This is a genomic window from Candidatus Accumulibacter phosphatis (assembly GCF_012939955.1).
GTDB lineage: Bacteria > Pseudomonadota > Gammaproteobacteria > Burkholderiales > Rhodocyclaceae > Accumulibacter > Accumulibacter delftensis.
Genome location: NZ_SPMY01000050.1, coordinates 17,281 through 35,082 on the forward strand (window position 1 = coordinate 17,281; position 17,802 = coordinate 35,082).

1 protein-coding gene (only partly in view) is annotated in these 17,802 nt (G+C 65.9%); it reads left to right on the top strand.

Annotated elements, in window-relative coordinates:
• Window positions 1-17,802, top strand: part of the annotated coding region (locus E4Q23_RS16910; RefSeq protein WP_169067724.1) for a CARDB domain-containing protein (this coding region is incomplete at its 3' end). The annotated region extends 15,808 nt beyond the left edge of the window; 17,802 of its 33,610 annotated nt are in view.

Here is a 17,802-nt window from a genome sequence, read left to right on the forward strand (position 1 = left end):
TGCCGGTGACGGCGGCGCCGCTCGCCGACCTGCAGGTCACCGCGGTCAGCGCGCCGAACCACATCACCGTTGGCAACGACTTCACCGTCACCTACACCGTCGGCAACCTCGGTGGCGCCGACACGCTGCCCGAGCAGGAACGCTGGGACGACCTGATCTACCTCTCACGCGACCCGCTGCTCGACCTCGACAGCGATCGCTACCTGCTGACCGTCGAGCACCGCGGCGGCCTGGCGCAGGGCGACAGTTACACGGTCAGCAGGACGCTGCGCGCGCCGCTCGACATCAGCGGCGCCTACTACGTCTTCGTGGTCACCGATCCGGCGCGCGGTAGTGGCCGCGGCAAGGTTTTCGAAGGTGGCTTCGAGCGCAACAACGCGACGCCGAACGCGCCACCGTCGATCTTCGAAGTGCCGCCGCCGGCCGACGTCCAGGTCGACGCGATCACTTTTGCCGGCACCGGCGCGGCCGGCGAAACGTTGCGTGTCGAGTGGACCGTTGCCAACCACAGCAGCAATGTCACTTCGGCGGCCTGGACCGACGCCGTCTATCTCTCCGACGATAACCTCTGGGACATCGGCGACCGCCTGCTCGGCAAGCTCGCACACAGTGGCGTGCTCGCCGAGAACGACAGCTACACGGCGAGCCTGGAGGCACTGGTGCCGCCGATCAAGATCGGCCAGTATCGCGTCATCGTCCGCCCCGACATCTACAACGAAGTTTTCGAAGGGCCTTACCGCTCGACGGGCGAAGCCAACAACTTCAGCACCTCGGCCAACGCGCTGAGCATCGCCGTCGACGAACTGCATCTGGGCGTCGCCTTGAGCACCACTTTGTCCACCGGCCAGAGCCGGGTCTACAAGCTCACCGTCGGCCAGGGCGAGACGCTCAGGCTGAGCCTGAGCGCTGTCGACCACGACGCGGCCAACGAGATCTTCGTTCGTTACGGCGATGTTCCCGACGGCTTCAACTACGACGCGACCTACGAGAATCCGCTGCAGGCCAATCAGACGGCGGTGATTCCCTTCACCAGGCCGGGCGATTACTACGTCCTGATTCGTGGCCACAGCGAACCGAAAGAGAACGCGCAGGTCAAGCTGCTCGCCGAGGTGGTGCCTTTCGCGATCACCGGCGTGCAGGTCGACCAGGGCGGCGACAGCCGCTGGGTGACCATCGACGTGCGCGGCGCCAAGTTCGCCGACAACGCAATCCTCAAACTGGTGCGCCCGGGAGTCGCCGAGTACGAGCCGGTCAAGTGGGAGGTCATCGATTCGACCTGGATCCGCGCCACCTTCGATTTCCGCGACGCGCCGCTCGGCCTCTACGACCTCAAGGTCATCAATCCGGATGGCCAGCAGGCGGTGGTCGCCTACCGTTTCCTGATCGAGCGCGCGCTGGAGACCGACGTGACCATTGGTCTGGGCGGTCCGCGCGTCCTCGCTGCCGGCGAGACCGGCACCTACGGCGTCGCGCTGCAGAGCCTGAGCAACGTCGACACGCCTTACGTGCGCTTCAGCTTCGGTGTTCCCGAGATGGGCGCCAACACCTACGTCTACGATCTGCCTTTCCTCAAGTATTACAACAACCTGCGTGGCCAGCCCGAGAGCGGCGGCGAGGACGTGCCGTGGGCCAGCCTCGATTCGGCGACCAACAGCAACGGCCAGATCCTCTCATCGGGCTACGCCTATGACGTCATCGCCGGCGGTTACGTCGGTGCCACTTTCAATGTCCAGACCTACCCGCTGCTGAAAGCGCTGTCGACGCTCAACTGGGACGCGTTGCGCGTTGGCCTGTACGAAATGTACCCCGATCTGGAGCCGATCCAGGCGCTCGCCGGCGGTCCGCAGGCGATGATCACGGTGCTGCCCGAGTTCTGGGAGCTGTGGCTGCTGGCCGGCTCGGAAGAAGGTTTGCCCGACAAGTGCGTGATCCCCTTCATCCCCTACCGCTTCAACGTCGTCGGCGCGGCGACGGCAATGACCCGTGACGAGTTCATTGCTGACCAGACTGCCGAAGCGCTCAAGTTGCGCGCGGCGATCCTTGCCGACGCCGATCTCGACGCGCAGATCGCAGACACGCGTAGCGACGACACGTCGCTCGCCGAAAAGCGCGCGGCGATCGCGCTGCGCGTCCTCGCCGCCGACGCCACGACCTGGAGCCAGGCCTACCTGGCGGCGCTCGAAGAGGTCGGTATCCTGCGTCCGGTCGACGAAGCGCCGCCGATCCGCCAGGACATCAAGGTGATGAGCCTGATGAGTACGCTGGCGACCGGGATCCTGATCGGCCCTGCCGGTGAGCAAATCCGGACCACTGCCGACCTCGCCGATTTCTTCGCCAAGATCAAGGAATGGTACGGTGACGAGCCGGGCACCAAGGCCGCCATCGACCACTACGAGGCGCGCGAGAGCGATTGCTTCGAAGGGGGGATTCCCGTGCCGGCCCTGCCGGTATTCGACGACTACGATCTCGGTCTGTCGCATCCGACCTACTTCCAGACTTTCAACATCTTCGTTCCCTACGTCGGCTTCGACAAGGATGGCGCGTCGGCGGCAACGATTGCCTTGCCCGACTACGCCTCGGTCGCGGCGTCCAACGAGCTGACCGCGCTCGATTTCTCGCGTCTCTACGAGCAGGCGATCGGCGACGGCCAGCTGGCGTCGATCGCCGGTCCGCAGGGTTACGGCGTCGATCAGTTCCTGCCGGTGGCTCAGGCGCTGCCGTACACCATCAAGTTCGAGAACCCGTCGGCGGCAGCGACTTCGGTAACCGAAATCCGCGTCGTCAGCGAACTCGATCCGGCGCTCGATCCGAGTACCTTCCGCCTCGGCGACATCAAGCTCGCCGACCTGACGGTGCGCATTCCGACCGGTCGCGCGCTGTTCCAGGGCGACTTCGACCTGCGCAATGCAAAAGGCTTCATCCTGCGCGTCTCGGCGGGGATCGACCCGAGCACGAATACCGCTTCCTGGGTTTTCCAGGCCATCGACCCGGAGACCGGCGAGGTGCTGGTGGACGCCACGCGCGGCCTGCTGCTGCCCAACGCCGCCGACGGTCGCGGCGTCGGCCAGCTCGGCTACACGGTACAGGCAAAGGACGGACTGGCCTCGGGAACGCTGGTCAAGGCGCGGGCGGTGGTGCGCTTCAACGCCATTGCGCCGCAGGAGACGCAGGAACTGGTGCAGACGCTCGACAGCGGCGCGCCGCTGACGACGCTCACCGCCACGCCTGTACAGGCCGGTGGTTCCGACTATGAAGTGCGCTGGACGGCCGTCGACGAAGACGGCGGTTCGGGCGTCGCTCACGTCACCGTCTATGTCGCCAAAGATGGTGGCGATTTCCGGATCTGGAAGCGGCAGACGAGCGACAGCTTCGACATCTACTCCGGCGAAGCCGGTCACCGCTACGAATTCCTCGCTTTGGCGACCGATCGGGCCGGCAATCGTGAAGCGGCCCCCGGTGGTGTGCAAGCCCCGGACGACGGCTCCGGCGCCAATCTCGGCGGTCTGCCGAGCTTCGGCCAGACTTCGCAGGATCTGCCGCCGCCACCGGCGCCAGTGCTGCCGCCGACCAATCCCTTGTTCGTCGCCGCACAGCAGCAGATTCCGGCGGCGACGCCGCTGGCCAAGCTGCCCGAGTTCACCGAGACCCTGCGCCCGTTCACCGCGCAGTCCTACGCCACCGACTTCGTCGAGAGCCACGCGGCGATCGGTCCGTTGGCGATCGTCGAGATGCCGGATGGTTCGACAATCATCAGCGGCGGTCCGAACCGTGGCTGGCTGTACCGCATCGCGCACGATGGCGGTCGTGCGCTGCAGCCTTTCGTCGAACTCGACGAACCGATCTTCGACCTGGCGCTGGACGAGCAGGGACAGCTGTGGGCGACCACCGGCGGTGGCGCCTTGCTGCGCCTGGACGCCGACAGCGGCGAAATCCTGGCGCGCTTCGGCACGGGTATTACGCAGGCGCTGGCGATCAAGCCGTCGACCGGCGAGATCTACCTGTCGTCGGGCGACGGGATCGAGATTTTCGACCCGAGCAGCGGCAACTTCCGGCATTTCAGCGACCTGCGCGTCGACGACCTCGCTTTCGTGCCCAACGAGACGCTGTGGGCGACCTCTTGGCCGGCGCGTGGCGACGTCGTAAGTTTCGACCAGCGCGGTCGCGCGACGGTCATGGTGCGTCTCGACGGCGAAGTCGACTCGCTGGCTTTCGGCCGCGCCGGCACGGATCTGGCGGGGCTACTGTTCGTTTCCAGCAACTCGACGCATGGTGAAGTCGGCTCGGCGCTGACCATGGTCGACTTGACGACGCTACGCAGCGTCGAGATCGCTCGCGGCGGCTCGCGCGGCGAGGCGGTGGTGGCGACCAGCGACGGCCGCATCCTGCTCGGCCAGTCGCAGCAGGTCGACGTGATCAGTCCGATCGTCGCGCCGCAGGTGCTTGCCACCAATCCGCCCAACCGGGCGGTGGTGTTGCTGCCGCTGAGCGAACTGACGATCACTTTCGACCAGGACATGTTTGCCGGGCCGGCTTCGGCTTCGGCTTCGGTGCTCAATCCGTTGAACTACCAGGTGGTGCGTCAGAACGGCGGCCTGGCGACGATCAGCGGCGTCAGCTACGACGCGCCGGCGCGTACCGTCACCCTGACCGTCAGCGACCTGGAAGCCGACCTCTACGACCTGCGCGTCCTCGGCAGCGTCGGCAGCAGCGCCGGCATGGCGCTCGGCTCGGCCTTCATATCGAGCTTCGTCGCCGCCCAGGACTTCTCGTCGGTGGTCCGCCTGGACTTCGATCGCGTGCGCAGCGACCGCGGTAGCGGCATCGTTTCCTACGACGTCACGATCACCAACGAAGCCGACTACGACCTGCTCCTGCCGGCGTCGCTGATCATCGACCCGGCGCGCTACTTCCAGGGCCGGCCGCTCGCTGGCGTCGCCCCGCAGGGCGCCGGCAGCCTCTGGTACATCGACCTTTCCGGCAAACTGCCGAACGGCAAGCTGCAGGCCGGCGCGTCGCTGGCCACTTTCAGCGTCTCGATCAGCAACGGCGCGGCGCAACAGATCGGCATTGGCCACGGTATCTATGCAGTGCCGTATGCAAACCAGCGGCCGAGCTTCACCTCGACGCCGCTGAGCGTCGCTGCTGCTGGCCAGGCCTACAGCTACCAGGCACTGGCCGTCGACCCTGACGGTAGTGCGCTGGCCTACCTGCTGCTCGATGGACCGGAGGGCCTGCAGCTCGATAGCCACAGCGGCGTCCTCAGCTGGCTGCCGGCGGCGCTCAGTCCGGCCACTGCTTCAGTGCTGTTGCGCGCCTACGATACGCGTGGCGGTTTCGACAGCCAGGCCTTCGTCATCGAAGTCGCCGGCGCCAATCGTCCGCCGGTGGTTTCCGAACTGCCGGGCGAGATCGAGGGCCAGGAAGGCCAGTCGCTGCTGGTCGGTCTGTCGGCGCAGGACCCCGACGAAGACTTCCTGCAGTATTTTGCCAACAATCTGCCGCCGGGAGCCGTTTTCGATCCCGAACTCAAGGCCTTGCTGTGGACGCCCGATTACCAGTCCGCCGGCACCTATCACAACGTCGAGCTGGTGGTCAGCGACGGCAAGACCTCGGTGACCCGCTCGTTCACGCTGCTGATCAAGCCCGACAACGCGCCGCCCGAAGTCAAGCCGCTGGCCGAGCGGACGATCCGCGAAGGCGATTCGCTGCGCCTGCAGCTGCAGGCTTCCGACGTGGACGGGCAGCAGCTGGTCTTCTTCGCCAACATCCTGCCGGTCGGTGCGTTTCTCGATCCGCATACCGGCGTCTTCGAATGGACATCCGGCTTCACGCAGGCCGGCGATTATCTGCTCAAGCTCGGCGCCAGCGACGGCGCCAAAGCGACCGAAACCGAGTTGCGCGTGCATGTCCTGAACGTCAACGCCGCACCGCGTTTCGACGAACTCGGGTCGTGGATCAGCTTCGAGGGACAGGTGCTGAGCTTCCGCGCCTTCGCTTTCGATGCCGACAATCCCGGTTTCATCCCGCAGGATCGCCAGAGTAGCGGCACGCTCACCCTGCAGGAAGGTTCCGAGGCAACGGTGACTTACGTCGTCAGCGGTCTGCCCGCTGGGGCGCGCTTCGATGCGGTGACGGCGATGTTCAGCTGGACGCCCGACTTCAGCCAGGCCGGCGACTACAACGTGCGCTTCACCGCCACCGACGACGGTGACGGCGGCGTGCCGCTGACTTCCGAGATTGTCGTGCCGATCAGCATCCGCAATGCCAACCGCACGCCGGAAATCGCCGCGATCCTGCCGCAGAGCGTGCAACGCGACAGCGTCTTCGAACTGCCGGTGAGTGCCAGCGACGACGATGGCAATCTGCTGCAGCTCACCGTCAGTGGCTTGCCGGCCTTTGCGAGTTTTGTCGACCACGGCGACGGCAGCGGCAAATTCGTTTTCGCGCCGCACTCCGGCGACCGCGGCGACTACGAGATCGCGCTCACCGCGACCGATGACGGCGACGGCGGCGGCGCGCTGCTGGCGCAGTCGTTTACGCGGCGCTTCATCCTCAGCGCGCTGTCCGCCTCCGAATCGCCGCTGCTGGCACCGCTCGGCGACAAGCTGGCGCTGGTCGGCCAGCGCCTGAGTTTCACCATCGACGCCCGCGATCTCGATCAGGATGCGCTCGCTTTTGCCATGCTCAACGCACCGGCCGGAATGACCCTCACGCCGCAGCCGACCTACGGCCGGGCGCTGGTCGAATGGACGCCGACCGCGGCCAGCCTCGGTCAGAGCTTCGACGTGCGTTTCGAAGTCAGCGACAACGGCAACCAGGGCGCGACGGCACCGAACAAAGTCTCGCAGGTGGTGCGCATCAAGGTCCGCAACGCCAACAGCGCGCCGGTGCTGGCGCCGGTCGGCGACCTGACGCTGCTCGAGGGTCAGGCTTTCCGCCTGCAGCTGGCAGCCATCGACGCCGATGGCGATGTGCTCAGCTACGCGGTCAGCAATCTGCCGGCAGGTGCCAGTTTCGATACTGTCAGTGGCGTCCTCAACTGGACGCCGCATCTCTTCAGCGCCGGCGACTACCCGGATGTGCGCTTCTCGGTCAGCGACGGCAGCGCCGAGAGCTCTGAGAGCGTGCGTCTCACGGTTCAGAACAGCAATCAGGCGCCGATCGTCGTTGCCCTGCTGCCGCAGAGCGGCCGCGAGGGTGCCCAGCTGCAGTTCCAGCTGAGTGTTGGCGATGTCGACGGCGACCCGGTGGTGTTCAGCGCCTTGACGCCGTTGCCCGCGGGTTCGCGCTTCGACGCGCGCACAGGTGAGTTCCGCTGGACGCCGAGTTACGAGCAGGCGGGTGACTACAGCTTCAGCTTCTCGGCGCGTGACCCGCAGGGCGCGAGCAGCGAGACCACGGTCAGCGTGGCAATTGCCAACGTCAACCGGGCACCGCAGTTGAGCGTCTCCAATCACGCGGCGCTGCTCGGTCGGCCACTTGCCTTCCAGATCGTCGCACAGGACGCCGATCAGAACTCCCAGCTCAGCTACAGCGCGAGCGGTCTGCCCGACGGAGCGACGCTCGATGCGGCGACCGGCTTGCTGCAATGGACACCCGGCGCCGGCCAGGCGGGCGACTACCTGATCATGGCGCAGGTCTCGGATGGTCTCGCCAGCACGACGCTGCCACTGCTGATCCGGGCCGCGCTGACAGCGCCGACAGCGAACGTGATCATCGAGAACACACCGAGCTTCCCGGTCATACCAGGCCAGCAGGTGTTGGTGCACGTGATCGCCGAGAGCTTTGGCGCGATCGCCCATCTGCGCCTCTACGCCGATGGCGTCGAAGTGTCGCTAGACCAGGATGGACGAGCGCTGCTGAGCACCGCCACGGTCGGCAAGATCGCCCTGCGCGCCGAGGCCACCGATGTAGACGGTTTCGTCGGCAGCAGCACGTCGGTCATCCGCGTCCGCGATCCGCTCGACAAGAGCGCGCCGACGCCGTCCTTCACCAGTCAGCTGGCATTTGCCCGGATCACTGCGACGACGGCACTGATCGGCAGCACCGGCGACGACAACGTCGACTCGTGGACCCTGGAAATCGCCCGTTACGGAGAGGAACACTACTCCTTGCTGGCCAGCGGCGACGGCGCGGTCGATGTCGCTGCTTTCGCACAGCTCGACCCGAGTGGCCTGGCCAATGGCTTTTATTCGCTGCGCCTGCGGGTCGTCGACCTGGCCGGCCGACGCGGCGAAGCGAGCATCGCGATCGAGGTCGATGTGGCGAGCAAGCAGCCGCAGCTGCTGCGCTCGGAGACCGACTTTGTGCTGACCGTCGGCGGCCACGACCTGGCCTTCGCACGCCGCTACGATTCGCTGGCGCGCTCGATTCCGGGCAGCTTCGGCGAGGGCTGGCGGCTGGCCTTCCGGGACGTCGATCTGCAAACCGACGTGTCGCTGACCGGTCGCGAGACGGCTGGCGTGCTCGGCACTTTTGCCGATGGTCAGCGGGTCTTCCTGACGCTGCCAGATGGCCAGCGCGTGGCTTTCAGCTTCGCCCCGCAGAAACACTCGATTCCGGGTCAGACCTGGTACCTGCCGGCCTTCGCTGACAATGGCAGCGGCTGGTCGCTGGAGGCGCCAGCGACGCTGCTGCAGCGCGCCGGATCCAGCTATTTCGACCTGCTTACCGGGAAGGGCTACAACCCGGCCAACGCCACAGGTACCGACTACGTTCTGGTCGCTCCCGACGGCACGCGCTACCACATCGGTGATGGCGAAGTGCGCGAGATTGTTTTCACCGATGGCGTTCGCCTGCTGCTCAGCGACAGCGGCATTGTCGCCAGCAACGGCCAGCGCGTGCAGTTTTCGCTCAACGGCGATGGTTTCATCGAACGCGTCGTCGCCGACGACGGCCGCCAGTTCCTCTACGAGTACGACGCGCAGGGTCGCCTGCGTGCCGTTCGCGATCTCGAAGTAGCGCGTTCGCTCCGCTACGGCTACGAGGAGGGCGCCCTTGGACGCCTGGCGATGGTCGCTACTGCCGGAGGTGGCAGCCTGTTCGATTACCGCGGCACGGGCGTCGCAGAGCAGGCGATCACCGCCGACCTGGGTTCGTCGCTGGGCTATCTGGCGACGCCGGTTGCCGGCCATCTCGCCGCCGGCGAGAAAGCCAGCTTCGCGTTCACCCTGCGCGAGTCCGAACTGGCGTCGACGGCCAGCGGCTCGGTATACCTGGGGCTGATCGTCGAGGGCAGCGGCGGGCTGTTACCGCTGCTGCCGGTGCTGCCGGGACTGACAGCGGTGGCCTCGTCAGTGCAGGGCAACCGCGCTTTCGCGCTCTACAAACTTGATCGCGCCGGCCTGAAGCTGATCGAGGTTGGCGGTGGCAGCGCCGCCAGTGCCGGCAGCTACCAGCTGTCGCTGTTCGTTGCCGGCGACGCCAACCGCGATGGCAAGGTCGACGGCAGCGATGCCGTGCTGATCGCTGCTGCCGCCGGGCTGCGCAGCGGCGACGCTGGCTACGCGCTGGCGCTCGACGCCGACACCAATGGCGTGATCGACAGTCTCGACCTGCAGCTGCTGATGCAAAACACCGGCTTTACCCCGAACCAGGCGCCGGTGGTGGTCGCGTCGACGGTTACCACGCACGAGGATCTGGATGTCAGCGCACCGGTAGCGAGCTTTGTCACCGATCCGGAAGGCGACCGCAGCTTCTTCTCCATCGTCGGCGCAAGTCATGGCACCGCGCGCCTGTCGGGCGACGGCCGGGCGGTGATCTTTGCGCCCGAAATGGGCTTCGTCGGCAGCGCCGACTTCACTATCCGCGCCGACGACGGCTTCGGCCACACCCTCCAGACCATCGCCGTGACGATCAGCAACGCGGCGCTGACGCGTATCGACTTCGTCGAGCGCGTCTTGCGACTGGACGTCGGCGAAGGGCGGCAGATCAGCCTGATCGGTGATTTCGCCGACCAGAGCGGCGTCGAATTGCCGGTTTCGTACGTCAGCCTGAGCAGTAGCAACGTTGGCAGTGGCACGATCGCCAGCGGCGGGCGGATCAGCGCCGTCGGCAAGGGCTCCGGCGTGCTCGTCGCCGAACGTGGCGAACTGCGCGCGGCGACATCGTTCACCGTCGGTACGCCGACCGAGACGGTTGCCGCCTACGTTTTCGCGATGGGCCTCGACGTCTATCCGGGGGCCGTCGCGCTGACCGAGAACGGTGGCCGTCGCCAGATCGTCGCCAGCCTTGCCGGCCAGATCGACCTGGCGCCGGCGAGCAGCGGCACGCGCTACTTCGTCAGCGATGATCGTGTCCTGAGTGTGTCGGCCGACGGCCTGATCACCGGCAAGGCGGCGGGAAGTGCCACGGTTACCGTGATCAACGGCGGCGGCGAGGTCGTTCTGTCAGCGATGGTTGAGGCGCCGATCAGCGGGCCGGCGGTGCTCGGCAGCCGCGGTGGCATCGTCGAAGGCGCCGACGGGTCGCTCGTGGCGGTGGCGGCGGCGGCCTTGACCGACAATACGCCGGTCTCGATCGCCGCCCTCACGGCGGCGGAACTGCCGCTGGCGATGCCCGAGGAGATGCTCATGGCCGGCGCCTTCCGGCTCGACATCGGCGACGGCAAGCTGGCGACGCCGGTACAGCTGGCGATTCCGACCACTGGTCTGGCGGCCGGCACGACGGTGGTCTTCATGCGCTACGCGGAAATACCGACCCCCGAGGGGACGCTGCTGCCGGTCTGGCTGCAGGAGGAGACCGGCATCGTCGGCGAGGACGGCATGGCGCGTACGTCGTCGCCGCCTTATGCCGGGGTCGCGATCTCGGGCGTCTATATTGCCGGTGTCGCCGGGGAAGCCGAGTTCGGGCAGGTGCGCGGGCGGACCTACGCCACTTTCCCGTCGGGGATCAACGACGGCGGCTCGTCGTTCGCGATGCTTTCGTCACTCGGCGGCGGCTCCGCCATCGGCGCGGCTTTTTCGCTGACCTCGGGTTTCATCATGACCGCGCTTTTTGGCGCACGTGAACTGCAGATCATTTCGGTGCCGGCGCAGGGTCTGCCGCAACGGACGACGCTCGGCGTCGAAATAGCCGCCGGCAAGGTCAGCGACTACGTCATCCAGGTGGTCAATCCCTACACCCCGAGCACGTCGCCGGCCAGCGAGCCCTTCATCTCGGAAGCGCGGCTGCTCTTTCGGGCGGCAGGCGCTGACCTCTTGGCGCCCTTCGTCGAGATCCAGGGCGATCGCTTCATTTACGACAACCCGTCGGCGCCCGCCTCGGCCAAGGACGGCAGCGTCATCGCCGACCTGTTCGTCATCTTCGAGACGCCCGACGGTCGTCGCTACGAGGTCCATCCCGATGCCTCGAGTACACCGGAGCAGGTCTTTGTACAGGTGCCGCAGTCGGTGGCCATCGGTACCGCCAAGGTCTTTGTCAGGCGGCCGCAATATCTGAGCAACGATGGTGCCTGGGATCTGTTGGTCGGCAAGGAGAGCAACCGCGTGCAGCTGTCCTACGACGCGCGTTACATCTTCGGCGGCCTCAGCGGCAACCAGTTGCTGGTGATCGACAGCCAGAGCAAGTATCTGGCCGCGCGCATCCCGATCGGCGGCGACTACCCGGCGCCGCGCTCGGTGGCGATCAGCCCCGACAACACGCGCGCCTACGCGACGCTGCGTTACGAAAGCGCGGTCGCCGTCATCGATACAGTCGCCTTGCAGCAGCTCGACGCCGATGGCAATCTGGCCAACGGCGTCAGCAATATCGAGCTGCTGCCGGGTGCCAGGCCGTTCTGGATCGCGGTCAGCAAGAATGGCAACAAGGCCTACGTTTCGGACGAGGTCGCCGGGCGAATCTACGTGCTCGACATCGATCCGTCATCGGGCAGCTACAACAAGCTGGTGCGCACCATCGATGTGGGGCCGGCACCGTCCGGTCTGCGCGGCATGGCGATCAACGCCAACGGCACGCGCTTGTTCGTCGCCGCGCCGGAAAAGATGCTCTTTGGTAGCGGCAGCGGCGATGGCCGGGTCTTCGTGATCGACGTGGCCGAAGGCAGCGAGACTTACGGTGAGATCGTGGAAGTCCTGCTGGCGGGCGGCGAACCCTACGGCGTGTCGGCGACCAACGACGCCAACGTGATGCTGTACACCAACCGCCTGTCGGATTCCAAGGGCGTGGTGATCGTCAAGGGTGACGTCGGCAGCTACACGCAGACCGCCGTCGGCATGCATCTGGGTTCGTTCACCGATTACTTCGACGTCAACAATGCGATCTCCGTGGTGCTCTCGAAGGACGGCGAGTACGCCTTCGTCTCGGGCTTCAACGTCTTCATTCAGGACAATCCGTCGCACGACCCGAACTACGATCCCTTCCATCCGGCGGGCGGCAACGTCGGCATCATCCGCGACCCGCTGGGTGAGGCACCGACTCTGGTCGCGGCCACCCGCCCGGTGCCGATGTCCTGGCCTGACAATCTGGTCCTCTCGCCGGACGGCGACACTCTCTACGCCGCTTACCGCGGCCAGCGGGTGGTGATGGGCTTCGACGTGCAGGCGATGATTACCGCGGTCAATAACCCGGACTTTGCCGGGCAACTCGAGCGCAAGCCGATCGACGACCTCGCGCCGTCGATCAACGTCCGCTCGAACTTCAAGATCATCAAGCCCGGCAGCTTCCACTCGGACCCGGTCTTCGGCGTGCCACCGGGCGAGGAGTTCACCGGCCCGATCGGTGTCGGCGGGCAGGCCAACGGCCTGGTCGCGCAGGGCGGCGCGTCGCTCGAACTGCTGGCGCCCGGCAAACTGAGCAGCGAGTTGCTACCGACGTTCTCATGGCTGGTAAAGGGCTTCGAGAATGCCAAGAGCCGGCTCTACGTGAGCACCTACCGGGGCAGTGAAGGCCTTTTCCCGAGCGACCTCGGGAAGCCGGATCTGAACGCCGACCGGATCTTCTCGTCCGCGCTGCTCGATGCGAACAGCATCGACGCGGACGGATCGCTGATCTTCATCAAGGCGCTGACCGAGAAACTCAAGCTCACCGCCGGCCAGCAGTATTTCTGGGGCGTCGAGGTGGTGTCGCCGTCGGGCACGGTGATCGCCCGCGACTGGCGCGTGTTCAAGACCGAAGCCTACCGCGATGCTTCGCAGCCGTTCAGCAGCGTGACGCTTCTGACGCATGGCTTCCAGCTTTCGCCGACGGCGCCGGCCAACGTCGCCGACAGCATTGCCGCATTCATCGAAATGGCCGAGAACATCGCCCGTGCCGGCGGTGAGGGCGTCGCCGCGCTGTACCAGAAGACGACCGGCCGCTGGCTGGTCTTCTATAACGGCGCCACTTTCGAAACCAGCGTCGATCTGGAATCGGTGCTCGCCTCGCCGGCGATGGCCGGCAAGCCGGTGGTGTTGGTCAGCGACTGGTTCAACGAGTCGGATTTTCCGACCAACGGCTTCAGCGAGGCGGCCGCCGACGCGCTCTATTCGGCGCTGGCCAGGCTCAACTTCAACCTCGGCGACAACAAGCTGTTCGACTCGCCGATCCACCTGATCGGTCACAGCCGTGGCACGGTGGTGAACAGTGAAATCGCCCAGCGTTTTGGCATTTACGCCAAGGCCGTGCGGCTGACGATGACCTCGCTGGACGTCCATGATTTCAATCAGCCGTCCCTCGACATTCCCGTTGGCGAGTACATCGACTTGTTTGGCAGTAGCCTCAGCGCGCTGGGTCTGGGCGCGCTTGGCACGCTGACGCAGTTATGGGGGATGTTGCCGACCAACGAGATCATTCCGACCGGCAACTTCCTCGATCCGGACGTCCAGCGCTGGAGCAACATTGATTTCGCCGAGCACTATTACCAGACTCTGGCCAGTCCGACGGCTCTGCCGCTCGGTGGCGGCATCGTGTCCACACCGAATGGCCGCTTTGTGCCGAATTTCGATGTCAGCATCAACCTCAACGGCCGCGCCGGTTTCACCGTCGACGACGGGCTGGCGACGCTGACCGCCCTTAGCGATGGCTCGCTCAGGCCGGGCGGTCCGCACAGCCGCGTCTGGCGCTGGTACGGCGCGACCACGGATCTGTCGGCGGTGAACTTCGACAAGGCCGGCGAGCCGGTCTACCGTCGCCTGGCCGACAAGGAAGCGATCGAGTTTCAGGGCGTTAGCATCCCCTGGTACAACGCGCAGTCGTTTGCCCTTGGCGTCGGTCCGTCGGAGGGTATCGGCACCGGCTGGGCGTTCTCGCCGCAGGGTGGCGTGCCGTACGCCGGCACGCCGAGCACGATTCGCATCCCGGTGAGCTTCGACAACAGCGAGACGATCAATCCGTCGGGCCTGCCGGTACCCTCGGTGTTCAACGGCGACTTCGAGGAAGGCGCGCTTAACCGCAGCTGGCTGCTCGAATACTCGGCGGGCGGTCTGGCGACGAACCTCACCGGCGATCTGCCGGGCTGGTCCTTCCATGGTGGTAACTTCGCGGCACTCTACGCTCCCGGCGACCGACTGGTTACGCTGACCGAGGGCCAGCACGCAGCGATGCTCGACAACGACAATTCGTGGATCCAGCACAATCGGATGGTCGTCCCGGATTGGGCGGAGTACCTGAGTTTCGACGTCCAGGTAGTCGACGCAGGCGATGGCGAGACGCTGCGGGTGTCTGGCTACCTGCCCGACTCGGACAGCTGGATCTTCCTTGGTGCGGTCGCGGTCGACAGTGAGGGGAGCGGTTTCGTCAACCGCTTGCTGGAAGTCCCGGTCGAGTTCCGGGGCGCCGAACGGATGTTGAAGTTCTCGCTCAGCGCTGGCGGCTCGGCGGACGCCGAGATCCTGCTCGACCATGTCCAGTTCTCGCACGGGCTGATTACCGACAGCACGACCGACGAAAGCGACCGGGGCGTCTTCTTTTCCGATACGGCGGGCGGCTTCGATAGTCAGTGGGTCGAATTGACCAATGGCTTCACGGAATCGTTCACGGTCACCGTGACCACCGACCCGAACGACTTCCTGGTGTTCGTCGACGGCGCCTTCGAAAAGGCGCTAAACGACAACCTGGCCCACGCGCCGCTTTATGAAAACCTGCTGCTCAATCCCGGTGACAGCCTGCACCTCGACCTGAAAGCGAGGTTCAGCGACGATTTCGTCAAGACCTACGCCGATGCCGACCTGCCGATCGAGAAGACCGCCTTGTACTTCACGATTACGCTGAGCAACGGCAGCGTCCGCGACGAGGTGGTCGACCTCTTCTACCTGCCGGACTTCGCCGACGGCGACGCGGGCGACGGCGTGTGGACGATGATGGACACGCTCGACGGCAAGACGCGAACGCTGGCTTTCGACAATGCCGCGCAGGTAGAGGTCAAGCCGCTGTTGAATCCGAGCGGACAGTTCTCGGTCGAGATCAGCGGCGACATCGCGCAGGGAATCAAGTACCAGGCGGTGAATCCCAGTGCGATCGACGACTTTGCCGATTATCAGGTCGAGGAGGGTGGCCGCAATCTGGGCCAGATCAGGGTCTCGGCGCGCGCGGTCGAGAAGCAGACCGTCGGCGTTTCGCTGTCGACCCTGCGCACCATGGTGCAGGCGATTCGTACCGAATACGAGCAGTGGCTCGCCGACCCGACGACGCCGGTGCACGACGCGAACGGTTTCGCCACCGGCAACTACGGCACTTTCGTCAGCCTGTTCTCGCCGCTGATCACCGACGCCGAATGGGCCGAGGTGCTGACCGGTTTCCACAATGTCTTCGGCAAGGATCCGGCTGCCCTGGGGCCGGTGTACCCGGCGTCGATCTACCTGCCCAGTATCGAGCGGAGCGAGTTCGCCTACGGCGAAATCGGTCTCAATCCGATCGTGATGATCAACCGGCCGTGGCTCGACGTCGCCGACAACGAGTCGCGCAGCTTCGCCGGGATCGACTTTGCCTACAGCAGCTTCGAGAGCAATCTCACCGAAGCCGGCGGCGGGGCCGGAAGCTTCGGCGGCAAGCTCCTGCGCGACGACATTTCGATTCCTGCCAAGCGCTTCCTGCTCTCGCAGGTGGTCAATCCGCTGCGTAGCGGTGCGATGGCTGGCGGTAAGCCGATGACTTTGGTCGTCGATGGCATCCTGCGTGCCTATTTGAACGTCGGCGACACGCGCCAGGATGTCGGCGAGTCTTTCGGCTGGGTGGTCGGCCACGAACTGGCGCACAACCTCGGCCTGTTCGACGAGTACATCTACAGCCCCTTCCAGTCGGTGCCGCGCAATGGCGGCGACAACTTCATGTCCACCGCCAACACCATCACCGTCGCCGATCGCCAACGCGAAGCGCTGCACCTGGCGATGGACAATCCCGAGACGACGGTGTCGCTGGCCGGCACCAACGCCCTGGCGACCTGGTATCTGGACCTCGACGCGCTCGATGCCTCGAACCGCCCCACCCGCATTGCTCTGGCCTTGGCTCCCGGTGCCGGTGACGGCGACCCCGAAGCCGATCCACTCACCGCCTTGCTGGCTTTCGTCGGCATGCAGGGCGCGGCAACAGCCGACGTGATTTCGCAATCGCTGCTGCTCAACGGTGAGGTCCATGCCGGTATCGTCAATGGCGCTTTCGACGTCGCCGACGTGACGGCGACCGATTACGGCTGGATGGCTGTCGGTCAGGCTGGCGTCGCCAACGGCCAGGGCGTTCTCGGCGAGGACCCGCGGCTGGCGTCGCGGCTGGTACAGACCTTCACCGTTCCTGAGCAGGCGCAGTTGCTGCGTTTCGAACTGCTCGGCGCCGATTTTGTCGCCAATGACGGCGGTCCGTCCGACGCCTTCGAGGTGGCGCTGCTCGATATGGCCGGCAACGCCGTCGCCGGAAGCATCCCGGTGGCCAACAGCGACGCGCTGTTCAACCTGCAGGCCGGCGGCAAGGTGTTTGCCGCGGCGTCGGTCAGCGCCAGCGGCCTTAGCGACCGCAACGGCGGCACGCTAGCGGTTGATCAGCCGGTGACCGTCAGCATCGACCTCAGCGGTATCGCCGCCGGCACCGTGCTGACGCTCTACTTCGACCTGCTCGGTTTTTCCGGCGCGGCGAGTCGGCTGCGGATCGACAACGTCAACATCGTGAGCGCCGCTGACAGCGGCAATCTGCCGCCGGTCGCCAGCAGCCGCGCGATTGCCGCCAGCGAAGAGGGCGCGGCGGTGGCGCTCGGTCTGAGCGCGCCGACCGACGTCGATAGTCCGCTGCTGTCGATCCTGGTCAGCACTCTGCCGACGATTGGCGAGGTGCAGTACGCGGACGGCAGCACGGTCGGCGTCGGGGACTCGCTGAGCAGCGCCCAGCTGCTCGGCTTGAAGTATCTGCCACCGGCCGAATACAAGGCCAGCGATGCCGTCGGCCGCTTCTCCTACAGCGTCAGCGATGGCGTCAGCACGGTCAGCGGCGAGACAGTGATCACGCTGACGGCGGTCAACGACGCGCCGCTCGCCAGCAGCAGCGCGATCGTCGCCAGCGAAGAGGGCGCCGCCGTGGCGCTTGGGCTGAGCGCGCCGACCGACGTTGATAGCAGCGCGCTGAGCATCGTCGTCAGCGCTTTGCCGACTATCGGCAGCCTGCAATACGCCGATGGCAGCGCGCTTGGCGACACCGCTACCCTGAGCAGTGCACAGCTGCTTGGCTTGAAGTATCTGCCACCGGCCGAGTACAACGGCAGCGATGCCGTCGGTCGCTTCAGTTACCGCGTCAGCGACGATCGCGCTGCTGCTGGCGAGCGGCGCGTCGTTGACCGCCGTCAGCGTGATCACTGTCTCACCGCTGACCGTGCTGACGCCATCGCTGACGCTGTAGGAGAAGCGG